27 protein-coding genes and 1 tRNA gene are annotated in these 20,998 nt (G+C 54.8%); 12 read left to right on the forward strand and 16 right to left on the reverse strand.

What is annotated here, in order from left to right:
• The 7 genes from JFU48_RS00135 to JFU48_RS30420 all read right to left on the reverse strand — a co-directional run bounded on the left by JFU48_RS00135 (position 1) and on the right by JFU48_RS30420 (position 5,809).
• Positions 1-564, reverse strand: a complete 564-nt coding sequence (locus JFU48_RS00135) for a hypothetical protein (RefSeq protein WP_201135556.1) — start codon at positions 562-564, stop codon at positions 1-3.
• A gap of 135 nt (positions 565-699) precedes the next feature.
• Entirely contained in the window at positions 700-1,044 is a 345-nt protein-coding gene (locus tag JFU48_RS00140; protein WP_034156347.1) for a phage holin family protein, read from the reverse strand.
• Positions 1,045-1,235: 191 nt separating this feature from the next.
• Positions 1,236-1,718, reverse strand: a complete 483-nt coding sequence (locus tag JFU48_RS00145) for a hypothetical protein (protein WP_201135557.1) — start codon at positions 1,716-1,718, stop codon at positions 1,236-1,238.
• Positions 1,719-2,046: 328 nt separating this feature from the next.
• Positions 2,047-4,746, reverse strand: a complete 2,700-nt coding sequence (locus JFU48_RS00150; protein ID WP_201135558.1) for a DUF5906 domain-containing protein — start codon at positions 4,744-4,746, stop codon at positions 2,047-2,049.
• Positions 4,743-4,949 (reverse strand): TraR/DksA C4-type zinc finger protein, encoded by a 207-nt coding sequence (locus JFU48_RS00155; protein ID WP_201135559.1) that lies wholly within the window; start codon positions 4,947-4,949, stop codon positions 4,743-4,745. The genes JFU48_RS00150 and JFU48_RS00155 overlap by 4 nt, the downstream gene beginning before the upstream one ends.
• The gene (locus tag JFU48_RS00160; protein ID WP_201137039.1) at positions 4,942-5,430 is read right to left on the reverse strand and encodes a phage regulatory CII family protein; all 489 of its coding nucleotides are present in this window, start codon (positions 5,428-5,430) and stop codon (positions 4,942-4,944) included. Before JFU48_RS00160 ends, JFU48_RS00155 begins: the two co-directional genes overlap by 8 nt.
• Positions 5,431-5,569: 139 nt before the next feature.
• On the reverse strand, positions 5,570-5,809 hold the full coding sequence (locus tag JFU48_RS30420; RefSeq protein WP_446739762.1) for a Cro/CI family transcriptional regulator: 240 nt from the start codon (positions 5,807-5,809) through the stop codon (positions 5,570-5,572).
• 88 nt (positions 5,810-5,897) lie between these two features.
• Here JFU48_RS30420 and JFU48_RS00170 point away from each other — a divergent pair, with 88 nt between their 5' ends.
• The 10 genes from JFU48_RS00170 (at position 5,898) to JFU48_RS00215 (ending at position 11,662) form a co-directional block, all read left to right on the forward strand.
• Positions 5,898-6,695, forward strand: a complete 798-nt coding sequence (locus tag JFU48_RS00170; protein WP_242486647.1) for a LexA family transcriptional regulator — start codon at positions 5,898-5,900, stop codon at positions 6,693-6,695.
• A 347-nt stretch (positions 6,696-7,042) separates the two neighbouring features.
• On the forward strand, positions 7,043-7,414 hold the full coding sequence (locus tag JFU48_RS00175; protein WP_201135561.1) for a hypothetical protein: 372 nt from the start codon (positions 7,043-7,045) through the stop codon (positions 7,412-7,414).
• Positions 7,415-7,424: 10 nt separating this feature from the next.
• Positions 7,425-7,700 carry a hypothetical protein gene (locus JFU48_RS00180; RefSeq protein ID WP_034156305.1) on the forward strand — a complete coding sequence of 92 codons (276 nt, stop codon included), beginning with the start codon at positions 7,425-7,427 and terminating at the stop codon, positions 7,698-7,700.
• Complete coding sequence (locus JFU48_RS00185) at positions 7,697-8,080, forward strand: hypothetical protein (protein ID WP_201135562.1); 384 nt, start codon at positions 7,697-7,699, stop codon at positions 8,078-8,080. Before JFU48_RS00180 ends, JFU48_RS00185 begins: the two co-directional genes overlap by 4 nt.
• Entirely contained in the window at positions 8,077-8,319 is a 243-nt protein-coding gene (locus JFU48_RS00190; RefSeq protein WP_073473050.1) for a pyocin activator PrtN family protein, read from the forward strand. The genes JFU48_RS00185 and JFU48_RS00190 overlap by 4 nt, the downstream gene beginning before the upstream one ends.
• Before the next feature lie 60 nt (positions 8,320-8,379).
• Positions 8,380-8,730, forward strand: a complete 351-nt coding sequence (locus tag JFU48_RS00195) for a hypothetical protein (RefSeq protein WP_201135563.1) — start codon at positions 8,380-8,382, stop codon at positions 8,728-8,730.
• Between the two features lie 41 nt (positions 8,731-8,771).
• Positions 8,772-9,584 carry a DUF2303 family protein gene (locus JFU48_RS00200; protein WP_201135564.1) on the forward strand — a complete coding sequence of 271 codons (813 nt, stop codon included), beginning with the start codon at positions 8,772-8,774 and terminating at the stop codon, positions 9,582-9,584.
• 74 nt (positions 9,585-9,658) lie between these two features.
• Positions 9,659-10,066, forward strand: coding sequence for a hypothetical protein (locus JFU48_RS00205; RefSeq protein ID WP_201135565.1), 408 nt, complete (start codon positions 9,659-9,661; stop codon positions 10,064-10,066).
• A 166-nt stretch (positions 10,067-10,232) separates the two neighbouring features.
• Positions 10,233-10,448 (forward strand): excisionase family protein, encoded by a 216-nt coding sequence (xisR, locus tag JFU48_RS00210; RefSeq protein WP_073473060.1) that lies wholly within the window; start codon positions 10,233-10,235, stop codon positions 10,446-10,448.
• Entirely contained in the window at positions 10,445-11,662 is a 1,218-nt protein-coding gene (locus JFU48_RS00215) for an Arm DNA-binding domain-containing protein (protein ID WP_201135566.1), read from the forward strand. The genes xisR and JFU48_RS00215 overlap by 4 nt, the downstream gene beginning before the upstream one ends.
• 40 nt (positions 11,663-11,702) lie before the next feature.
• Here JFU48_RS00215 and JFU48_RS00220 read toward each other — a convergent pair whose 3' ends face one another.
• The 8 genes from JFU48_RS00220 to dapA all read right to left on the reverse strand — a co-directional run bounded on the left by JFU48_RS00220 (position 11,703) and on the right by dapA (position 18,418).
• Entirely contained in the window at positions 11,703-13,274 is a 1,572-nt protein-coding gene (locus JFU48_RS00220) for a DUF2326 domain-containing protein (protein ID WP_201135567.1), read from the reverse strand.
• Positions 13,275-13,293: 19 nt separating this feature from the next.
• A complete protein-coding gene (locus JFU48_RS30425; RefSeq protein ID WP_446739763.1) occupies positions 13,294-13,515 on the reverse strand; it encodes an ABC-three component system middle component 7 in 222 nt (73 codons plus the stop codon).
• Entirely contained in the window at positions 13,502-14,356 is an 855-nt protein-coding gene (locus JFU48_RS00225) for an ABC-three component system protein (protein ID WP_201135568.1), read from the reverse strand. Before JFU48_RS00225 ends, JFU48_RS30425 begins: the two co-directional genes overlap by 14 nt.
• A gap of 368 nt (positions 14,357-14,724) precedes the next feature.
• A tRNA-Ser gene (locus tag JFU48_RS00230) sits at positions 14,725-14,814 on the reverse strand.
• 84 nt (positions 14,815-14,898) lie between these two features.
• Positions 14,899-15,612 carry a phosphoribosylaminoimidazolesuccinocarboxamide synthase gene (gene purC, locus JFU48_RS00235; RefSeq protein WP_003222578.1) on the reverse strand — a complete coding sequence of 238 codons (714 nt, stop codon included), beginning with the start codon at positions 15,610-15,612 and terminating at the stop codon, positions 14,899-14,901.
• A 28-nt stretch (positions 15,613-15,640) separates the two neighbouring features.
• Positions 15,641-16,402, reverse strand: coding sequence for an MBL fold metallo-hydrolase (locus JFU48_RS00240; RefSeq protein WP_201135569.1), 762 nt, complete (start codon positions 16,400-16,402; stop codon positions 15,641-15,643).
• Between the two features lie 4 nt (positions 16,403-16,406).
• The gene (bamC, locus tag JFU48_RS00245; RefSeq protein WP_003222574.1) at positions 16,407-17,522 is read right to left on the reverse strand and encodes an outer membrane protein assembly factor BamC; all 1,116 of its coding nucleotides are present in this window, start codon (positions 17,520-17,522) and stop codon (positions 16,407-16,409) included.
• Positions 17,523-17,539: 17 nt separating this feature from the next.
• Positions 17,540-18,418: a 4-hydroxy-tetrahydrodipicolinate synthase gene (gene dapA, locus JFU48_RS00250; RefSeq protein ID WP_103485629.1), complete on the reverse strand. Its 879-nt coding sequence runs from the start codon at positions 18,416-18,418 to the stop codon at positions 17,540-17,542.
• A gap of 325 nt (positions 18,419-18,743) precedes the next feature.
• Here dapA and JFU48_RS00255 point away from each other — a divergent pair, with 325 nt between their 5' ends.
• Both JFU48_RS00255 and JFU48_RS00260 read left to right on the forward strand, forming a co-directional pair.
• A complete protein-coding gene (locus JFU48_RS00255) occupies positions 18,744-19,304 on the forward strand; it encodes a glycine cleavage system protein R (protein WP_003222572.1) in 561 nt (186 codons plus the stop codon).
• A gap of 10 nt (positions 19,305-19,314) precedes the next feature.
• Entirely contained in the window at positions 19,315-19,788 is a 474-nt protein-coding gene (locus tag JFU48_RS00260; protein ID WP_201135570.1) for a peroxiredoxin, read from the forward strand.
• A gap of 121 nt (positions 19,789-19,909) precedes the next feature.
• Here JFU48_RS00260 and JFU48_RS00265 read toward each other — a convergent pair whose 3' ends face one another.
• Positions 19,910-20,980 (reverse strand): AI-2E family transporter, encoded by a 1,071-nt coding sequence (locus JFU48_RS00265; protein ID WP_003222568.1) that lies wholly within the window; start codon positions 20,978-20,980, stop codon positions 19,910-19,912.
• Between the last annotated feature and the right edge of the window lie 18 nt (positions 20,981-20,998).

Genomic DNA, 20,998 nt, shown 5'->3' on the forward strand with positions numbered 1-20,998 from the left:
TCAGTTTCCGGGGGTTAAGGCGTGACTAAAGTCTTCGGCTGAAAGGCGCTCAGCCTCTTCAAGCGCCTGGCGGATCTCACCAAGTAAGTGTTTTTCAATGTCCCAGGTGCTGGTCATAGCCGACAACACAGGGGCAAGTTTGGGTGGCAAGCTCAGTAACAAATCGCGAGTCATGCGCCCAGTTGCAAAAGCAGCTTGGTCGACGACTTCCCTATCAACCAACTCACCGGTGATCTTTTGGAGGTCAGCTTCTGCCCTCTCAGCCTGCGCAAGAGCCAACCGTGTTTTAGCCTGGTGATAGTCCGGCGCAGCTTGAGGGGCGGAAGTGGGAAGCGCGGGAGCGATCCATGGCTGCTGGACCGATGTAGCGGCGACCGGTGCGATTCGGGTACCCGAATTGCTGCGTGCTGGATCGCCCGTCATTTCTAAATACTGATCGGTGGCTTCAACATCGATCTTGCCATCCGAGGCGTAAATCAATCGGCCTTGCTTGGCCAGTTTGCCGACGTACTGGCGGGACCAACCTTTGCTGGCCGCGTATTCCGTTCGGCTCAAAACGGTCATGTAAACCTCCTGTCAACCTAGGGCCGTCAACCTCTGTCAACCTCTGTCAACCAACGTGGAAAAACCGGCCAGTCGCAAGATCCCGCGGGTTTCCGACCCCGTACCCTCCGAATAACCCCAGGGTCCCCGGCGGTTTCAGGCTGGCCCGCCACCATTCGGTGGAACATCGCACACACCAAGCCGCTTGGCAGCCCAGCGTTCGTACAAGCCGATGGCAACATCCGCGCCGGCCATTGCCGTCAGGCAACCCAAGGCGCCCGCCGTCCACAGCGACATCCCGGCGGCAATCATCAGCATCATCGCCGAGACCCCGCAGACAATGCAGGCACCGGATCGAAGTGCAAGCCGGCGCATCAAAGCCCAGCCCCGCGCACCATCCTTGTCTGCTCGCCACATCTCACCTGATACGCCGCCGACCAGAGCCAGGACGATCACCAACCAGATCGGCATTTCTGCCAGCGCTTGCTGCTCATTTGTCATGTTGTGCCTCAAGTGAAGGAGCATGCCGAACACAAAAAAGAAAACCCCGCCGCGGGGCAGGGTTTTCAGTGTCGCGGCGTACGCCAGGACGAAGTGCACAGCACGTGCTCGGGGAAGCGCCAAGGCGCAGAATCCATATCGTGGGGGCTTTTTACCCCCTGAGTACGGAACCGAAAAGGGGGCATTTTCGGTTATCCAACTTGACGCAACTTTGACGCAACTTTGAGGAGACTTTGAGGTAAAGCGCCCCGACCAACGGTCAGCCACTTACGTGCGTCCTTGCGCTCGGCCAGCACCTCGAAGAGTCGGACATGAAGGCGGTGCACAAGATCGTAGTAGGTTTGCTTCGCCTTTGAGACGTAACCAAGTTCATGCATCTGCGCCGCCCATGTCGGTGCAGGGTCAAAGCCATAACGCAAAACCGCCAACTGTTGCAGCCTCTCACCTCGACCATCTTGACGGGCAATCTCGGAAAGAGCGGCACCAACTTCCTGAGCAACTGCATCTGGACCTGCGCCACCGCCAAGAAGGATCCGTGATCCGGGCGTGCCGCGCGGCGCACAGCCGCCCCACTCCATGATCGTAGCCATCGGGCTGCCCATGCCACCAGCCTCACCGCCTTGTCGGCATTGCTCGCCCCAATGTTCCAGCAACAACTCCATCGACTCAATCATTGCCCTGCCCCCCGCAAAACCGAACCCAACACAGAAAAACCACAACCCGACACAAACCCAACACAGATAAATCCCTTTAAATCCAATGCTTTAATTGAACTTGAGTTGAGTGTGTTGGGTTTGTTGGGTTTATTAGTCGTCGCATTAGAAAAAAATCCTTCCGTTGAATTCGATGCAAACAACGTCATGCATGCGCGTGCGCGACACGAAACCCAACACACCCCACACAACACCCGCGAAGCCACGTAATTCGGGCACCTATATTGTGTGGGGTATTCAAAACCAACCCGACACACACTCGACACACCCAACACACTTTTGGAAGTAGTCATGCTGCAAGCGCCTTGATGTGATCCCAACTGTCCACGTGCCAGCCCGCCAGCTTGGCCTTGGCCCGCCAGTTTTCCACCTGCTTGCCCAGCTCCGCCGCCTTGAGTGATGGGGGCGGGGAAGCATCCAAATCAACAGGAAAGAAAAACGCGCCGAAGCGGCGGTTATTTCCGTCAGTCCAGGGTATCGCCCGCGTCTTATCCACTTCGGAACTGATGAACAGAGAGAACTTCGTCTGACTCATCACGTGCTCCTTGTTGCGTTGGCACCATTCGAGAAAAAGCGAATAGAGGTCAGTCGACAGACACGGCCCCCAAAGACCGTGGCCCAACTCGCTGTATTTCCAAAGGTGCAAAAAGGTTTGCCAGCCCGCGCGACTCAATGCCACCAAACGCTCACGTGCGTCGGTCGATGGTGGCCGAGTGCGCTGGTTGAAGTCGCCTAGATCGACCGATAGCAACCAACCGTATAGCGCCGCAACACCACCCTGCTCTAGCTCACGACCAATAGCCTTTTGCCGGGGGACTGGCAGTGTTTCCATTGGCCACATGACCAGCATTCGCCGATCACTGTCGCTGATAGGCCACGGAAGAATCTCGTTGCTTAGAAACACCGCGTTCATATGGTTGGCTTCTTCCCAGCCATTGATGAACTTCGATTCCATACGCACTGTTTTGCCGGTGATCAGATGCTTGATCTTGCCCACTTGGTTGTAACGCTGATCGCGACTGACAACCTCTTCGAAAACTGACCACAGCTTGCGGCTTTGCCATGCGTTGAAACTGCTCTCCAACTGCGTCTGACCAACAGTCGCCGCGTATTGGCCGTAGAGCATGCCAAGCGCGTCAGCAAACAGGAGGCTCTTACCCGAACCTTCCATAATCGAATGCATCAACACAGCCGTATCCATCTTGGCGCCCAAGTGCTGCAGCGGATAAGCCAACCAACGAGTTAGCCAATCGGTAGCCGCTTCATCATGGTTACAAAGAAATGAGATCAGCCAACGCAGGTTGGCACAGGCTGCGTCATCCCTCACTGGCTCAAGCGGCAAACCGTCAAAGGTATTGATGTACACCGCTGGATCCTTCGTCATGGTCGGATCAAACACGATGTGTTCAACATCGACGGTGCGGCGTTCGCTGCTGTTTAGCCACAACGGGTAAGTGTCACCCAGAGCCATCTTGACCGCGCCCTCGGCAATTCGCCGTTTCTTCTCGCGGTCCCATACGTCTTTGGTGCCATCGATGTACACATAGCGATCGGTAGGAGACATGCCGAATGCGCCACCTTTCTTCCCAGCCATCCGGCGCGCCTGCTCGATCTCGCGAACATGGTCGTCAGAAATCAGCCTCTTTCCTGTGTCTTCCAACCATGCTTTAGCGAGCGGTTTGCCCACCCGAGCTTCGAAGGCGGACTTCTTCATTACCTTCGATTGGTCGCAGTCCCAAACGTGAGTGGTGCCCTCGACCAAGGCGAAACGACGAAGAATGTGGTCGAGTGTCATGACCTCCCCCGCCCCCCCGTCAGGTGCAGGAGCAGCCTCGCTTTGGGCGTCCGTCTCGACCGGGATCGGCCCGCTGGAATCACCGGATGGGGGCGGGGGAAGATCGCTCGGATCAGGTCGCGCCGAGTGCTGCATTCCAAGCATCCGCGCAGCATCCTTCACAGCCTTCGACTGATCGCCGCCGTGCTCGAGTAAACAGAAGACTTCGAAGGCGTCGTTCTGATGCCCGTTCGCGAGCGGATCGGCACCGTGGTGAGAGTAAACCTTGCCCTCACTGATCGTCACCCCTGGCAGACCGGTGCTGCTTTGAGGGTACAGCCACTTATTGCCTCGCTTGATGTATCCATGGGCACGAAGAAGCTCCGCAACATCGTGACAACGGTTGAATTCATCAATTACCGAGGGCCGTTTGCCGCTACCGAGTGCAGGACGCTTTTGGGCTTTGACCGGTGGCTTCGGTGGCGCAACCGCCCATGGACACGCAGCTTCAGCATCTCGCTTAAAAAACTCCCAATTCTGCCAAATGGTAAGCAGCTCGTTGGTCAGCGTCGGCAGCCCGTCAGTAGCACTTGGAGCGGTTTTCCAGATGTAAGGTTTGCCGGTACCGGGATGAATTGATGGTGGAAATACGTCTTGCACCAATCCCGCACGTAGTTCAAAGACCGTGAAGCGTTTGAACGGCTCGGCTTCGGTTCGTGCAGCAGCTTCTGCGGCAAGATCACCCTGCTCTTTCGCAGCCTTGGCCTTGTCCATCAACCCTTTGAAAATCGAACCGTCCGGGTCTTTTTCATTCGGCCATGAAAGTGAATGACGCGTGAGTTCGATGCCTTCCGGCACCTTGAACACCACTCGGAATCGCAGCGGATTCCCGACGATAGTCGGGAACACCACTGCCATCGCATCAAGGTCAAGGCCCAACAGTTCATACAGAACATGTCGCGTCCATTGGACGTCATCAACATCCAATGAACAAACGCGGCTCGGCCCCAGCACGACGCCAAGGTTGTGATTTGGGTTTCGTTGCCAAAACGCCTCGGCCGTGTCGGCGTCGGTGATATAGCCTCCGGGCTTATTCCACCCTAGGCCTTTCGGAGCCTTTTCACCTGGATCAATCGATACGAGTGCCAAGTCAAAAGTATTGATGTAACGCTTTGCCCATGTAGCGATGGCTGTTCCTTTGCCCGATTCACTCATCGCCGGGCCTCCCGCAACTCCTGGCAAGAGACGCAGGTCTCGCAACCTTCAACCTTCTGCTGTCGAAGCAACGGGATTGGTTCGTCGCAGTCGCCACAGAACTGCGCGCTAACGCGGCTCGATGGCACGCGGCGACTGCGATGAATAGCAACATCAAGCAAGTATTGCGCCTGCTCGTTTGCGCGGTCGATATCATCAGCCATTGATGCGATCCTCCATCGCCTGACGAGCGCCCGCCATGATTCCAAGGACTTCGCGTATCACATCCATACCGTGCTTTTCGAGATCAACAACTTCGTGAAGCTCCCAAACATTATCCGCGGCGCCGTCATGCATCTTTGCCACGAATTCACCTGTCTCACCGAGCAACTTGCCAACGGCTTTCAGGGCATCACGCGTTGCCGGTACTGGCACTGGGCGGTACCAAACTGCACCTGCTGGACGCATTAATGCGTCCAGTAAGCGCGAATCAGCCGTCAGCCTGATCACTTCCTCAAGCTCATCGGGATTTAACCAGCGGCGTTCTTCATCGAGTTTGAGTTTTTTCTGGAGGGTGTCGTTGTCCAACACCATTTCAAAGGCAAGGGCGGTGATTCCGCCCTTGTAGTCACGACCAGCGCGATAAATCGCTTGGCGTAGTGGCAGGACCGGACCAGCGTCCGGCAAAAGATCTGTGCGACTCATAACCGTAAATCCCCTATTTACGGTGTAGCCATAGCCCAGGGCAAACCCTATCCTATGACCACGACCGATGTGCATGTGCTGTGTATCGTCGTAGTCGGGCTGGGGGATTCTTTGGTGAGAGGCCCCAGCTCGACACCTTTTAAGCGGCCCTGGCCTTGCGGCGCGATCCGATTGGACGAATCTCTACCGCTGTACAGGCCCCCTTCTCATCAACCCGAACTCGAATGTCCCGAGCTGAGTTGAGCATTTGAGAGACAGCGCTTTGCGATACCCCGATCAGTAAAGCCAGCTCTGGTTGAGTCTTACCCTCGGCGAAATCTCCCAAGGGAATTCCTATTTCGTTTGCCATCCACGTTTCCTCGAATGGGCGTTGCGGCATGAATATTAGTGTTACTTCTTTTAAACAGCAAGAAAAAAAGACGTTCTGCTGTTTTGATAAAATAAGTCTTCCTTATAAATTGGGATGCATGATTACCTCGATACCCTTTTCTGCCGACGACGAGACCCGAAAAGCCGAAGCCATGCGCTTGAAGGCTATTTATCAGGACCGCAAACGGCATGATCCCTCCCTTACCCAGGACAAAATCGCCGATCTGTGCGAATGGGCTGGGCAAAGCGTTGTCAGCCAATACTTAAATGGCCGAATCCCTCTCAACATCGGAGCGCTGATCAAATTTTCGAATGTCTTGGGCTTTTCGCTTGAAGAGGTAAGTCCACGTCTCGCTGCTCTCGCCGAAATGCCCCGCCTGCGGCATTCGCAGGGCGGCAATGAAAGCTCGAGAACCCCCGACTGGGAAATGCATCAGATTGAAGTGTGGGATGACGAGACCCCGCTCGGGCCTGATGAAGTAGAGCTGCCATTCTTTAAGGAAGTGGAATTGTCTGCGGGTAATGGATCTCAGGTTAGGCTTGAAACAAACGGACGTAAGCTTCGCTTCGGGAAACGTACTCTCAAAAGAAAAAGCATCGATCCTGCTTCTGCAGGTTGCGCTCCAGTAACTGGGAACAGCATGGAGCCAGTGCTTCCGGATGGCAGTACCGTGGGTGTAGACACCGCGAATACAGTCGTTCAGGACGGCAAGATGTACGCCATTGATCATGACGGACAGTTGCGCGTGAAGCTTCTCTATCGATTGCCAGGCTCAGGTTTGCGCCTTCGAAGCTACAACACCGAGGAACACCCGGACGAACGCTACGATGGCGACTACGTCCAACAGCACATTCGTATCATCGGGAAGGTTTTCTGGTATTCGGTAATGCTTTAAGAGATCTCCCCAAAGGCCCGTAAGGGTCTTTTTTCGTCTACTAATTTTATTTACCAATTTTTATAAGTGATACTGTTGACATATTAAATCAGTAACACTAATTTTGCATCGGAATCTACCTCTCACCAAAGAGATCAACCCATGCAAATCACACAGCAAAGCGACACCCGCTGCCCTGTTTACCTGCACCCCTCCACATGCAGCAGTCGCGCCGCAGTTGAAGACCTACAGCTTCGCACGGGGCTTCTCGTCGTCAGCAACCCTAAGGGCCGTACCGCCGCTATCAGGCCAGTCATTATCGCTAACGCATCCGAAGCCACTGCCGGGCCGCTCGGAGACGATGCGGCATGAATAACTACCTCATCCCCCTCACTAAACAAGACCTGTTGCATCACATGCTCCAGGTTGGTGGAGGTGCCGTGTGCCCTCTTCAACGACCAGAGCAAACCATCTATGCAAGCTTTGAGGTGGAGCTCACTCAAAACAGCGCAGTCGTCAGCGTTGAATTGGGAGGTCACACCGGCGAACTGACCCTCAAGCGGTCGGACCGAGCCAATCACCTGCACCTGCGGGATTTCATCCAGGACATTGCGAACGGCCGAATTGAATCAGCTCAACCCGCGCCACCCGAGCAGTCCGGCCGACTGGCGCAAATTGATCGAGCACTTGCGGACTCGGAAGCATTGCTTGCCCGCGTTCGCAAACTGATCGCTGCCTGAGGACTGCGCCATGAATCGCACCCTGGACGAAACAGCCGCATTGCTCGGACTCAAACCCCGCGCCTTCCGCACCAGGTTGCGCGAGCTGAGCATTCTGAACAGCAGTGGCGATCTAGCCAGCCAGCACCGTGATCGCGGCTATCTGTATTCGGATCCGCGCAGCACCGTGATTCCGTCCCTCAACAAGTGCCGTCATTACTCCGTGGTGATGGTGAAGGAAGAAGGGATCGAATGGCTGGCCAAGAAGCTAGGAATCATCATTACCAAAAAGGACGCCGCTGCATGAAAACCAACAACCTCAATGCCTACACGCAAGCCCTCGGCGCCCTGAAGCTGATCCCGATCTACTTGAACTGCCCGGGGGTCGTCAGCCGCGCAACGCTCGTTGGCGCCTCGACGGAAGCCATCCAATTACTGGAAAGCATGCCAGTGCTAAGCACCGAGTTGGCCGAGGTATTCCGCTGCGTCAACAACGTGATCCTTGACGGGCAAGTCGCCTACGTTACGCCGACCAACTCGCCTGAGTTCCCATTCGGCGCGGTGGTGGCTGACGCCAAGGGCAACATTTGTGCGGCTGCAATGGGCAAAAGTAAGGAAGGCCTCGCTGAGCTGATTCGCCTCAAGTTGCTGCCCCCATCGGAGGGGTTCGGGGAGAACGCAGCGTGAGCAACACACTTGAACAATTGCGACGTCAGTTCGCTACTCCGTGCCCGACCCTGGCGGCAGTTCGGGAACAGTACTTCGCGCACATTCGCACCGACCGCTACCTACTGGCCGAGATCAAGGCAGGTCGTATCGCGCTGGTCGTGAAGCGTCTGCACGGGTCGGCTCGCGCTCAACGAGTGGTGTACCTGCACGACCTGGCCGAGTTCCTCGACGCCCAAGCGGCGAAGCAAGCGGCTTGATTTCAACGGTCGCCTCTGCCGTCCAGAGGCAAACAATTCGCACATCAATAGGCACAGCACATGAAACCTACGGATACGGCCGAATTCATCGGCGAACTCAACGCAGGCGTCTTCGCCAATCAAATCGGTCACGCCCTTTCTGAAGTGGCATCAGGAGTTGTTGATAACGGCAAGGTTGGCTCGGTCACGCTGACCTTCACCTTGAAGCAGATCGCCAACAGTCATCAAGTCACCGTCAATCACAAGCTCGCCTACAAGGTGCCGACCAAACGCGGCAGTCGTACCGAGGACACCACCCTCGACACCCCGATGCACGTCAATGAGGGCGGGCGCCTGACTTTGTTCGCCGAAGCCCCCCGCGCCGGTCAGCTATTCGACCGCGACGACGCACCGATTCACGCAAAGTCCTAAACCGTTCGATTCCAAACCTCTCACCAAAGGAAGTCGATTCAATGGAAGCCAAAGCAATTCAGTTGATTCAGGACACCGCAGTATTGGCCTATGCCAAGCCGCTGGATACTTTCACCCCAGCGCTAGTATTGCCGTCTGACCAGAAGATCCACAGCATCGAGAAATTTCAAGCTGCTCGCAGCCGGTTCCGTGGCGCTCTCACCACACACTCGCTGCTGGACTTCGGCAATTACGTAATGACGCAAAGTGCCGAGGTTGTCGCGTCTGGTTTTGTGGACGCCGAAGCAATGTCGTGCACAGTCATTTTCAACCTGGGCGACACCAAATCACCAGGGCACGGCGACTTCACCGCCACCCTGAACTTGAGAAAAACTGCTGCGTTCCGGGCGCTGGAGCGTGCCGCCACCATTCAGTTCGCTCAGAAAGAACTCAGCGACTGGATCGAGGATTGGGCATCGAATCTCCAAGCCCTCGCGGCCGATGACAGTCCCATCGATTTGCGTAAAGCCGCGAGCGCCATCCGCTCCATCAGCATCGAGCAAGCACGCAAGAGCGAACACATCGTCGGCGACCTAAGCGCCTCTCGTTCAGCGATGGACCAGATTGAGGCCAAGTCCTCAGAAGGATTGCCTGCTGAATTCCTGTTCACGGTCGAGCCATATGAAGGGCTGAAAGTCCAGATCATCCGCCTGCGTGTAGCAGTTCTCACCGGCGGGGACAAACCCCTGCTGCGCCTGCGCTGGATTGGAGAAGAACAGCTTCGCGAAGACTTGGCACAAGAATTCAAAGAAGTCGTGCAGCACGAAGTCGGGGGCAGCGCGCAATTGACTATCGGCAATTTCAACTTGGGCTAACCACCCATCCAACACCCCTCCGCCGGCCTCTCACCAAGTATCCCTGCGGAGGGATCTACTGAGGTACACAGCACATGACTGCAATTCAAATCTGCGCACTCATCGCCCTGATCGTCTTGGCCGGACTACTTGTCTGGGCCGGTTATTTCATGGGGCATAACGACGGTATGTCCGCAGGCATGAGAGAAAGCGATGCGATCCAACGCGCCGAAAGCGCAAAGACCATTCGCGAATTGAAGGCTTCCCTCGACTTCATAAAGGCTGACCACGCCCGCCTGGCGCGATTCAGCAAGCGTCTTCAAGAAGGACTGGCACTCGGCGAAACCGAACGCCAGACGCTACTCAACATCGCCGAGAAGCTTCGGATTGCCGCCGAGACGTTCGCCGCCTTCCGCACTGGTAAAAAACTTGAAAGAGACACGATTGAGCTGCGAGATAAAGCGCTTGCCATGGCAACCCTTCTTGCTCCGGTGACCACATGACAGCGCTACGCCGAACGGTTCGAATTCGCCGAGGGCAAATGCCACCTCTCGACTTACAAACCATCTGCGACAAGTGCGACACCTCGCGAGCACATGGCAACCATCAACAATGCAGCAAGCAGCGCCAAGCTGAAGGTATCGCCCGGCGAGCAGCGGAGAAATCACAATGAGTGCAGCAGAGAAAATCGACTTTCACATCACACCGGGCGCCTGGTTCCGCCAAGACTTGCTGTACCCGGTTTTCGGCCTGAGTACCGAAGCAGTCCGCAAGTACCGCACCCGAGGCCTGTGGCTTGAAGGCAAGCACTGGCGGTATGACCCTGCCAATGTAATCGTCTACAACCGCGCAGCCATTGAGCGCTGGATGGAAGGGAAACCATGATCGATAAGATGCCGACCGGCGTTGAGATGAACGGCAAGCAGTTGCGTATCTGGTTCATCTTCAATGGCCAACGGTGCCGGGAGCCACTGGAAGGGATCTCGAAAGTAAACAAGGCCGCTATTGCGTATGCGGATAACAAGCGTCGGACCATCCTCACCGAAATCAAAGAAGGTCGCTTCGACTACGCGGCACACTTTCCGAAATCACCCAGGGCTGCAATGTTCACAGGCACTGGCGGCCCTTCGCTGAAGCGTACAGTGAAGGAAGGTATTGATCGCTGGCTAGAGGTTCAGCGCGCGCTCAAAGCTTCAAGCACCGTCGTCAACTACGTGAGCAAAGCAGTACACGTTGAGAATAAATTCGGTAAGCGTCGAATCGTCGACATCAGCAAGAGCGACATCGAGCTGTTTCAAGCTCAGTTGCTGAAGCAAGGCCTGGCCCCGAAGACAGTGAACGACATTTTCACTGTCGTTCGCGGAGTCTGGGCCGACGCATTCGGTGACGGAATACTGAAAGCGAACCCGCTCGACCGGATAAGCAACGTCGGGTCGGACGTCGACCTCGAGCATGCTGACCCCTTCAGCCGCACCGAGATCGAGTTGATTGGTAAAGCGGACCCTAGCCGGCGAGCTGATGCCCGAATGATCGAGTTCAACTGCTGGACCGGGCTGTCTCTGTCCGAGCTTATCGGACTGGCTGCTGAAGACGTCGACCTTCAAGCCGGCCTGGTACACGTCCGGCGGGCATTGGTCGTAGGAGAATTTAAAGTCCCCAAAGAACGCTCAAGGGTACGAGTCGTTGAGTTGATAGACCCTGCCCTCAAACTCATGAGGGAGATTGTCGCCGCCGCCAAGGACGCACAAGCCGAAGAGATCACCGTTATCCAACGCGACAACATCACTTCCAAAAAAATGAAAGTGAGATTCCTTTTTCGCAGCTCCACCAGCGGCTTACTCTGGAGTGGTAAAACATTGAGCAACTGGTTTACCGCCCACCTGAAAAAGGCCGAAGTCCGCCACAGAGGTGCCAATCAGTGTCGCCACACGTTTGCCAGCCAGATGCTGTCGAGCTATGTGCCAGTCGAATGGGTGGCCAGGCAGCTTGGGCACGCCGACACAACAATGGTGAGAAAACACTACGGTAGATGGATACCGAAGGACACTAAAAGCATGGCGGGTATAGTCTCGAAAATGTTGGGTTTTCGCCAAGATTAAGCTCAAAAAATCGACAGTTAAACATTATGAAGAACGGCTGTCACTTCGCGTTCTTCCATTTAACATTGAATGCCATACGATCTTTATCCAGCTTAAGAAACATTGCTTCAGTGATTATTTTCCGCACACCCGCCTGATACTTGCTAACTTCATCAATCGAAATAAAAACCTGCTTACTAAAAGAGCTGTAGATCTCCACCAAATGCTCTATTGCAGGTGTATCCATATTTTTGAATAACAGACTATCATGAATAATTATCGGAAGAACAGTTAACCGGAGGAACGTCAGATCTAGGGCGATCATGTTTGCAAAACCTTTCCCGGTTCCCCGATCATCGCCATGATCAAATTTATAATCTTTCTCACCTAGTGTAAGCACCGGTGAAATAGCTTTATTGCTATAAATTTTTGTTATTTCTTCTTCGATTCCTGCATTAAGTCCGACTTCTATCTCTGCAACCGAACTCTCTAGCGCCGAGTCAATATCAGCCTTTAATCTCTTGATTTCATTTTTTGCTTCTGCGCTCATCGTCCAGTATCGATTCTGCTGAATCAGAGCATTTTGCTGACGATCGAGATCTATTAAGCGCTCTAACAAATGAACCGAATCCTCACGGGAATCCACGAGATTTAAGAGCGAGTTATCAACTTTGGCTATATCGGCTTGGGCAGCGCCTAAAGCTTCTATTAGAACAACTTGTTCTGCTTTCAGCTGATCCTTCAGAATATTGGTAATGCCTGAATGAAAGGATTCTACCTCTAACAGTTTCTTCGAATCGACTTCAGGAAAAAAAGTGAGTATCGATTGAAAATCCTTACTACTTACAATCTTCGCATTACCTAAGTTTGACTCCACTCTGCTTAACTGCGTCTGGAGATCAAGCTTATACTCTACCAAGGCATCTTTTTGAAGCTTCAACTCAAGACTTTGCTCATTGATTATAGAGCGTATATCCGTAACATTTCTCTTCAGTGCCTGCTTAATCTTCTCAACCTCAGAAAAAAGCTGACTGATTACTGAATCGTTTTTAGATACCTGCGCTTTTGTGATTTTCTTTACTGCACCAGAGTTAAATGTACCATTAATGTCCTTTAGCGCTTTTTGAGCTCCGGCACGTTCCTGCTCCAGCTGAGAAATTAGCCAGTACATATTGAACATTTTGAGAATACGCTTTCTGACAACCTCCCATTTCTCCCGCACGGTTAGGTCCAAGGGACGTTTGTGGTTGTAGTTATTTCTTTGATAAATTCTAAAGAAACCGCTAACACAATCACGAAATGAAATTTCGCTTACACTGGTAAGATAGTTATCTTTAAGAAAGCTAGTAAACTCTCGAAGCGTGAGCATTCGCCCTTGTTCAAAGCAATAAACTGACTCAGGTGTTTCGGTATTTCGAATAAAGAGATAGCTTTTATCGAATTGAAATTCCATCACCACTTCTAAATGGCCAACATTTTTAATTACATCATCGCATTTTGTCGGAAAGTCGCTCCCACCAAATGCAAAGTCAATCAACATCAAAACTGATGACTTACCGATTGAGTTATGCGCATCATCCGCACCCACAACTGCATTCAGCCCTAACTTGAAATGGATAGAGGACTGGATCAATTTCTCGCATGTGATAGATTTAAGCAAGCTGAATGACCCCAGAGGTGAAGTTTACGTTTATTTTTTTTAAGACAAACAGCAAGTCGAGAGCATCTATAAACTCCGACACATCGAAAAATATATCCTTATGATTCAGATACACTGCTTGAACAGTATCATTATCTCTCAAAACTTCCAGCAACTTAGCTGCTTTAGGGAGACAACTATCCTCTAATGATATTATTTTATTAGGCAGTATCATCAGAAAAAATCTCACAATTCTGAATAAAATAAGAAACCAACACTTCAGATTTAGATCGTTCCTTGATCCCAGTGTTAGTCATAAACCATACGCACATCTCTTCAAATATTTGACTTTGATCAAAACCCTGCATTAACAACAGCGTGTAATAGCTCTTAACCTGAGAACAGATAAATAAAGACTTGGCCTTTTCCTCTAACTCTAGCTTTCTCAAGGACTCCCTAATAGGAGCAAAAAAACTCAGAATATACTGCCCAATCTTCATTTCATTCATGATGCCTAGGGATTCATCTTTCTTCTGCGAAAGCTTTAAGGCAGCAAATGATAGAGTTGTATTTTTAATATCCAACTCACTAAGGGTTTCCAAATCCCTAGCTACAAGCGCTATATCCTTGTGAAGAGTTTGCCTATCCCAAGTTTGTGAAAGCGCTTTAATTTTGTTGATTGTCTTTTTTATCTCAACCAGTTGCCTGTATTCCTGCACTGTCTTCTTAGTATCATAAATTTTATGACACTCTTTACACAGTGCGATAAAGTTCTCTTCACAATCGATATCATCTGAAAGCACTTCTTCAGCGATTAATATATGTTTTTCATGTTCGGTCGCATTTAGCGGATAGATATGTGCGATGTCGAAAACCCGCACACGTTTTGAGCCTTTCTTAACCATGAGCGCTCGCCTGCAGAGCGGGCAAAGTCCTTGGACTTCGCAAAGCAAGCTCATCTTAACCGTGTCAGTAACATTTGCTCTCCTAAGCTGATCTGACAAGTGTGGAGCTCCATCAATATTGAAACGGTCGACCGCTAGCAAGCGTGCCGCTATGACGACACCTTCGAGCATGCCAGGACCCGATTAAGAAATGGCTTTAAGACCATAGCACCCAGATTACTGAAAGCTACTGATTTGCCATCATTCTGTCCAGTAGACACCTGCTATTCAGCCCGGACGTCTTTTGACAATCCTCAGATCGGATACTCAATCATCTGTTGGAATGCTCACCGTCCGTGCCTGAAGAAGGTGGCGCGCCTCTAGGTGGCGATTGCTGATGAGACACACCAGAGCACTGTGCGGGTATTGAACGGCTCAGAGCGATTGATTAGAGCCTCAGAGGCGTGCACCTTGCCCTAAAAATGCCCTAATCAGAACAACGGAAACGAAAAAGCCCCCGTAATCATCAATGATTACGGGGGCTTCGTCTTGTTCAATAATGGCGGAGAGATAGGGATTCGAACCCTAGGTACCGGTGAAGGTACAACGGATTTCGAATCCGTCCCATTCGGCCACTCTGGCATCTCTCCAACGGCGCGCATCATAACAACACTTCTGCGGAAAGCAAACCCTCTTTCGCAAATTTTCTCCGTGCTATCAGATGCTTGCGTCGATTAAAGCGGTACACCCAGACGCTTGGCGACTTCTTCGTAGGCTTCGATGACGTCACCGAGGCCCTGGCGGAAGCGGTCCTTGTCCATTTTCTTCTTGGTGTCCTTGTCCCACAGACGGCAGCCGTCCGGGCTGAACTCGTCGCCCAGGACGATCGAGCCGTCGCTGAACACGCCGAACTCAAGCTTGAAATCGACCAGCAGCAGGCCGGCGTCGTCGAACAGTTTGCTCAGGACTTCGTTGACCTTGAGCGACAGTTCTTTCATCCGCGCCAGTTGCTCGGCGGTGCCCCAGCCGAATGCCACGACGTGGGATTCGTTGATGAACGGGTCGCCCTTGGCGTCGTCCTTCAGGAACAGCTCGAAGGTGTACGGGTTGAGCTTCATGCCCTCTTCGACGCCCAGGCGTTTTACCAGGCTGCCGGCGGCGTAGTTACGCACGACGCACTCGACCGGGATCATGTCGAGTTTCTTCACCAGGCACTCGTTGTCGCCCAGCAGTTTGTCGAATTGGGTCGGAATGCCGGCCGCTTCGAGTTTCTGCATGATGAAGGCGTTGAACTTGTTGTTCACCATGCCTTTGCGGTCGAGCTGCTCGATGCGCTTGCCGTCGAACGCCGAGGTGTCGTTGCGAAACAGCAGGATCAAGCGGTCAGCGTCGTCGGTCTTGTAAACCGATTTGGCTTTGCCGCGGTAGAGTTCTTCACGTTTTTCCATGATGGGCTCCGCTTGCTAAGTAGATGGGCTAGGCGATATGGCGCCAGTCGAGCCCTGAATCTTGATCGGCCAGTTGCAGCCAGTCCGGGTCGCACCCGAGGGTGTCGACGAAACATTGCCGGGCCAGCTGCGGCAGGTTGTTCTTGCTGCTCAGGTGGGCGAGAACCAGATGCTGCAAGCCCTGCCACCCCAACTCGGCCACCAGGAATGCCGCCTGATGGTTGTTCAAATGTCCCAGTTCGCCGCCCACCCGTTGCTTGAGAAAGTACGGATAGTGACCACGGGCCAGCATGTCGCGACAGTGGTTGGACTCGATCATCAACGCATCGAGATCCCGATAGCCGTCCAGCACCCGCTCGCAGTAGGAACCCAGGTCGGTCAGCAGGCCGAAGCGCCGCTGCTCGTTATCACTGAATACATACTGTGTCGGCTCTTGCGCATCATGGGCCACGGCAATGACCCCGATATTCAGTGCGCCGATCTGCAGTTGCTCGCCGCCGGCCAGAAAGCCTGCGGGTTTGATCGGTTTGCGCATCCCGCGCAGTGTGCCGCGACTGAGGTAGACCGGAAGATTGTAGCGCCGAGACAGCAAACCCACGCCATGCACGTGGTCGGCATGTTCGTGGGTTACGAGTATCGCGCTCAGTTGCGCCGGGTTCACACCCAGGCGCAACAGGCGTTTTTCGGTTTCCCGCAGGGAAAAACCACAATCCACCAGCACATACGTATCAGCGCTGGCGATCAGCGTGCCGTTCCCTTGGCTACCGCTGCCGAGAACGGCAAAGCGCATGTGATCAGCCCAGGTTGTCCTGAATCACGCTCAACACTTTGCGTGCCACATCGGCAGGCGCAACGGTGTTGATGTTCTTCTCGACGGTTACCTGAACGTTTTCACCGACCTTGCTCAGGCGAACCTGATAACGCTCGGCGCGGGCTTCAACTTCTTCCTTGGTCGGCGCACTGCCGAACAGACTGCTGAAGAAACCAGGCTTGTCGTCTTTCTTCTCGGCTTTTTCGGCCAGGTTGATGTAGTACAGGCCCAGGCTGCGGTTGATGTCTTCAACGCGCCACTGACCTTGCTCCAGCGCACGACCGACGCTCGACCAGGCACGATCCAGGTCCGGACCGACGTTCAGTACCGGGTTGCCGCTGCCGTCTTCGCTGAGGCTGACACGGCTTGGGGTATCGAAGTCACGCGAAGCCAGCATCGACACCGAACCGCCCTTCTCGGAGATCCGGCTCATGCTCGCGAGCATGTCGTCGACCAGCGCAGCGTCCAGGCCAGTGTTGACCGAACGGTTGGTGAAATCGACATCGGCGGTGCTGCCGGCAGGACGCTCGGCGCTGACCACGTAGATTTCACTGGTGTTGCGCTGCACGCCTGGCTCGATACGCACCCGCACGCGGGTTTCGCTGTCGGCACCGACACCGGCTGCGCTCAGGCGCTTGGCCATGGCGGCGGACAGTTCGTCGGAATGCTGCCATTTAGTCGTGAACTCGCCGGTTTGCGGGCGCTGTTCATCCAGACGGAAACCGTTGTCCTGGAAGAACTGCACCGCCACTGGCCAGACTTCGGCCGGCTGATGCTGGGCCATGACCCAACGCGAGTCGCCGCTCTTCTGCAACGAGTAGTCGGTCGCGTCGGCAATCGCCGACAGCGGTTGTGGACGCGGCACCACGTACTCGCCCTTGGCGGTGTCATCAGCCACGTTGCGCGGGATCGGCAACAGCGGATCCAGACGCTTGGAGGTGCTGACATTCGGTGGTAGTTGCATCGGTGGAGTCTGTTGCGCTTCCAGGTAATCGCTACCACGGTCACGGAAATAACCTTCCGGGCCCCAGACCCATCCGCAGCCACTGGTGCTGGAGATAATCAAGGCAAGTGCGGAAAGTCCGGCCATTCGCTTCATGCGTTGTACTTCCTCAATTAAACCAGGACGCTGCACTGGCGCAGGGCCGTGCGAAGCGTTTCATGACAAGGAGCGCTCAGCCAGGTCAGCGGCAAGCGGATGCCTTCGTGCATCAGGCCCATTTCAACCAAAGCCCACTTCACCGGAATCGGGTTGGCTTCGATGAACAGGTCCTTGTGCAGCGGCATCAGTTTTTCGTTGATTGCCCGTGCGGTGTCGGCGTCGCCATTCAGCGCAGCCTCACACAGATCAGCCATTTCGCGCGGGGCGACGTTGGCGGTCACGGAGATATTGCCTTTGCCGCCCAGCAGGATCAGCTCGACCGCAGTCGGATCATCGCCGGACAGCACGATGAAGTCCTTGCTCACGCCGTCGATGATGGCTTTGGCGCGTTTCAGGTCGCCGGTGGCTTCCTTGATGCCGATGATGTTCGGCACGGTGGACAGGCGAATCACGGTCTCGGCCTGCATGTCGCAGGAGGTGCGGCCGGGAACGTTGTAGAGAATCTGGGGAATGTCGACCGCTTCGGCAATGTGCTTGAAGTGCTGGTACAGGCCTTCCTGGGTCGGCTTGTTGTAGTACGGAACCACCAGCAGGCAGGCATCGGCGCCGGCTTCCTTGGCGTTGCGGGTCAGTTCGACGGCTTCGCGGGTCGAATTGGCGCCGGTACCGGCGATCACCGGGATACGGCCGGCAACCTGTTTGACCACGGCTTTGATGACGGCGATGTGTTCTTCTACATCAAGGGTTGCCGACTCGCCGGTGGTACCGACCGCGACAATGGCATGGGTGCCGTTTTCAAGGTGGAAGTCCACGAGTTTTCGGAGGCTGTCCCAGTCAAGACGCCCTTGTGCATCCATGGGTGTGACCAGTGCCACCATACTGCCCCGAATCATGAAAACGCTCCTGCCGGAAAAAGAGAGCGGTAATGGTACTGGCGCCAAGATGCTTGCACAAGCGAAGTACTGCGCCGCCATTCCCCTTGGCGTCGGTTTTCGCTACCCTTCAGACTTTGATCGGTACAGATCAGCTTGTACGTCGGGCTCCAGTCTCCCCTGTCGGCCACCCAGGCCCCGTTCCAGTGTCGCTGCTGCACGCTCTGCCTATATTGGAGCGAATTGCGAGCCATGGCCCGGGGCTTTCTGAATCGGCACGCGCAGACGCATCCCGACGGCCAACGCCCATCGACCTACCGACCGCTCATCGCTTTAGGAATGCTGCATGTCCACCCCCACAGTTCGCGAACAATTCCTTGTCATCAGTGCCCTTGGCGCCAACCCCATGGAGCTGACTAACGTCCTGTGCCGCGCCAGCCATGAAAATCGCTGCGCCGTCGTCACCTCCCGTCTGACTCGCCATGGCGAATGCAGCGCCCTGGTGCTGGAAATCTCCGGCAGCTGGGACGCCCTGGCCCGTCTCGAAGGCAGCCTGTCGGGCCTGGCCAAGCGTCACGCCTTTACCGTCAACGTGGTGCGCAGTGCCGCGCTGGAAAATCGCCCACAGGCCCTGCCGTACGTGGCCTATGTCAGCTCGGCGTATCGCCCGGACATCATCAACGAGCTGTGCCAGTTCTTCATGGATCACAACGTCGAGCTGGAAAACCTCACCTGCGATACCTATCAGGCGCCGCAGACCGGCGGCACCATGCTCAATGCCACATTCACTGTGACGCTGCCGGCCGGCACCCAGATCAGCTGGCTGCGCGACCAGTTCCTGGACTTCGCCGACGCAATGAACCTGGACGCGCTTATCGAACCCTGGCGCCCACAAAACCCAATGTAAGGAAGCTTTCATGGCCGTTGTCATCGACCAACCGGTTGCGGATTTCGAAGCACCTGCCACCAGCGGGCAGACCGTCAGCCTGTCCGCCCTGAAGGGCAAGCAAGTGGTGATCTACTTCTACCCGAAGGACAGCACCCCGGGCTGCACCACCGAAGGCCAGTGTTTTCGTGACCAGTACGCGGCGTTCCAGGCTGCCAACACGGAAATCTTCGGTATTTCCCGCGACAGCCTGAAATCCCACGAGAACTTCAAGTGCAAGCAGGAATTCCCGTTCGAGCTGATCAGCGACAAGGATGAAGCCGTCTGCCAACTGTTCGACGTGATCAAGCTGAAGAAGCTGTACGGCAAGGAATACCTGGGCGTTGATCGCAGCACTTTCCTGATCGACAAGAACGGTGTGCTGCGTCAGGAATGGCGCGGCGTGAAAGTGCCGGGGCATGTTGATGCGGTGCTGGCTGCGGCTCAGGCCCTGAATAAAGCCTGATATTTCTGCGTCGTTTTCACTGACGCCTTCGCGAGCAAGCCCGCTCCCACATAGACCTCGGTCAAATGTGGGAGCGGGCTTGCTCGCGAAGGGGCCATAAGCCTCAACGAATAATCCGGCTTTAAAGTAACGGAGCTACAACCGGCTCCTTGCGCGGCCAGGCATCCAGCACTGCCTTGAACAGCGTCGCCAGCGGAATCGCGAAGAACACTCCCCAGAATCCCCATAGCCCGCCAAATAACAGCACCGCGCAGATAATCGCTACCGGGTGCAGGTTGACCGCCTCGGAAAACAGCAACGGCACCAGCACGTTGCCATCCAGGGTCTGAATGATCCCGTAGACCGCCATCAAATAGATGAACTGATCGCTCCAGCCCCACTGGAACAAGGCAATCAGCAGCACCGGCACGGTCACCACCACCGCGCCGACGTACGGCACCACCACTGACACCCCGACCAGCAACGCCAGCAGCGCCGCATAGTTGAGGCCAAGGGCGACGAACGCGATGTAGGTCACACCGCCACAGATCACGATCTCGATGACCTTGCCGCGAATATAGTTGGCGATCTGCCGATTCATTTCCTGCGCCACGCGGGTGATCAGCGCCCGCTCTCGGGGCAGATAGCCGCGCACCCACTCGCCGATCATGGCCCGATCCTTGAGGAAGAAGAACACCAGGATCGGTACCAGTACCAGATAGATCATGATGTTGACCAGCAACGGCAGACTCGACAGCGAGAAGGTCAGCGCCCATTGGCCGAACTTGCCGATCTCGCCGCGCGCCGCTTCGATGGCCTGCAGTACCTGCTCGTCGGAGACCAGATGCGGATAGCGCTCCGGCAGCAGCAACAGCAGTGACTGCCACTTGGCGAGCATGCCCGGCAGTTCGTTGAACAGCGTGATCAACTGATGCCACAGCAACGGCAAGACCACCACGATGAACACCAGCAACACGCCCATGAACAGCGCGAACACCAGCCCCACCGCCGCTGCACCAGGCAAGCGCATGCGCTCAAGAGCGAGCACCAGCCCCTGCATCAGATACGCCAGCACCATCCCGGCCAATACCGGCGCGAGCATACCTCCGAGGGTAAGCACCGCGGTAAAGGCGAGAAACAGCAGCACCGCCAGCACCACCGCTTCTTCATCGGAAAAGTAGCGCTGAATCCAGTCGCGTAACACTTTGAACATCAATAATCCTTAGGTCTT

It is taken from the genome of Pseudomonas sp. TH49, from assembly GCF_016650625.1.
Lineage (GTDB): Bacteria > Pseudomonadota > Gammaproteobacteria > Pseudomonadales > Pseudomonadaceae > Aquipseudomonas > Aquipseudomonas fluorescens_H.

What these genes read in the sequence shown, in the direction of transcription:
- JFU48_RS00135 (WP_201135556.1), bottom strand. Translation starts at nt 564, where the DNA reads ATGACCGTTTTGAGCCGAACGGAATACGCGGCCAGCAAAGGTTGGTCC.
- JFU48_RS00140 (WP_034156347.1), bottom strand. Translation starts at nt 1,044, where the DNA reads ATGACAAATGAGCAGCAAGCGCTGGCAGAAATGCCGATCTGGTTGGTG.
- JFU48_RS00145 (WP_201135557.1), bottom strand. Translation starts at nt 1,718, where the DNA reads ATGATTGAGTCGATGGAGTTGTTGCTGGAACATTGGGGCGAGCAATGC.
- JFU48_RS00150 (WP_201135558.1), bottom strand. Translation starts at nt 4,746, where the DNA reads ATGAGTGAATCGGGCAAAGGAACAGCCATCGCTACATGGGCAAAGCGT.
- JFU48_RS00155 (WP_201135559.1), bottom strand. Translation starts at nt 4,949, where the DNA reads ATGGCTGATGATATCGACCGCGCAAACGAGCAGGCGCAATACTTGCTT.
- JFU48_RS00160 (WP_201137039.1), bottom strand. Translation starts at nt 5,430, where the DNA reads ATGAGTCGCACAGATCTTTTGCCGGACGCTGGTCCGGTCCTGCCACTA.
- JFU48_RS30420 (WP_446739762.1), bottom strand. Translation starts at nt 5,809, where the DNA reads ATGCCGCAACGCCCATTCGAGGAAACGTGGATGGCAAACGAAATAGGA.
- JFU48_RS00170 (WP_242486647.1), top strand. Translation starts at nt 5,898, where the DNA reads ATGATTACCTCGATACCCTTTTCTGCCGACGACGAGACCCGAAAAGCC.
- JFU48_RS00175 (WP_201135561.1), top strand. Translation starts at nt 7,043, where the DNA reads ATGAATAACTACCTCATCCCCCTCACTAAACAAGACCTGTTGCATCAC.
- JFU48_RS00180 (WP_034156305.1), top strand. Translation starts at nt 7,425, where the DNA reads ATGAATCGCACCCTGGACGAAACAGCCGCATTGCTCGGACTCAAACCC.
- JFU48_RS00185 (WP_201135562.1), top strand. Translation starts at nt 7,697, where the DNA reads ATGAAAACCAACAACCTCAATGCCTACACGCAAGCCCTCGGCGCCCTG.
- JFU48_RS00195 (WP_201135563.1), top strand. Translation starts at nt 8,380, where the DNA reads ATGAAACCTACGGATACGGCCGAATTCATCGGCGAACTCAACGCAGGC.
- JFU48_RS00200 (WP_201135564.1), top strand. Translation starts at nt 8,772, where the DNA reads ATGGAAGCCAAAGCAATTCAGTTGATTCAGGACACCGCAGTATTGGCC.
- JFU48_RS00205 (WP_201135565.1), top strand. Translation starts at nt 9,659, where the DNA reads ATGACTGCAATTCAAATCTGCGCACTCATCGCCCTGATCGTCTTGGCC.
- xisR (WP_073473060.1), top strand. Translation starts at nt 10,233, where the DNA reads ATGAGTGCAGCAGAGAAAATCGACTTTCACATCACACCGGGCGCCTGG.
- JFU48_RS00215 (WP_201135566.1), top strand. Translation starts at nt 10,445, where the DNA reads ATGATCGATAAGATGCCGACCGGCGTTGAGATGAACGGCAAGCAGTTG.
- JFU48_RS30425 (WP_446739763.1), bottom strand. Translation starts at nt 13,515, where the DNA reads ATGATACTGCCTAATAAAATAATATCATTAGAGGATAGTTGTCTCCCT.
- JFU48_RS00225 (WP_201135568.1), bottom strand. Translation starts at nt 14,356, where the DNA reads ATGCTCGAAGGTGTCGTCATAGCGGCACGCTTGCTAGCGGTCGACCGT.
- purC (WP_003222578.1), bottom strand. Translation starts at nt 15,612, where the DNA reads ATGGAAAAACGTGAAGAACTCTACCGCGGCAAAGCCAAATCGGTTTAC.
- JFU48_RS00240 (WP_201135569.1), bottom strand. Translation starts at nt 16,402, where the DNA reads ATGCGCTTTGCCGTTCTCGGCAGCGGTAGCCAAGGGAACGGCACGCTG.
- bamC (WP_003222574.1), bottom strand. Translation starts at nt 17,522, where the DNA reads ATGAAGCGAATGGCCGGACTTTCCGCACTTGCCTTGATTATCTCCAGC.
- dapA (WP_103485629.1), bottom strand. Translation starts at nt 18,418, where the DNA reads ATGATTCGGGGCAGTATGGTGGCACTGGTCACACCCATGGATGCACAA.
- JFU48_RS00255 (WP_003222572.1), top strand. Translation starts at nt 18,744, where the DNA reads ATGTCCACCCCCACAGTTCGCGAACAATTCCTTGTCATCAGTGCCCTT.
- JFU48_RS00260 (WP_201135570.1), top strand. Translation starts at nt 19,315, where the DNA reads ATGGCCGTTGTCATCGACCAACCGGTTGCGGATTTCGAAGCACCTGCC.
- JFU48_RS00265 (WP_003222568.1), bottom strand. Translation starts at nt 20,980, where the DNA reads ATGTTCAAAGTGTTACGCGACTGGATTCAGCGCTACTTTTCCGATGAA.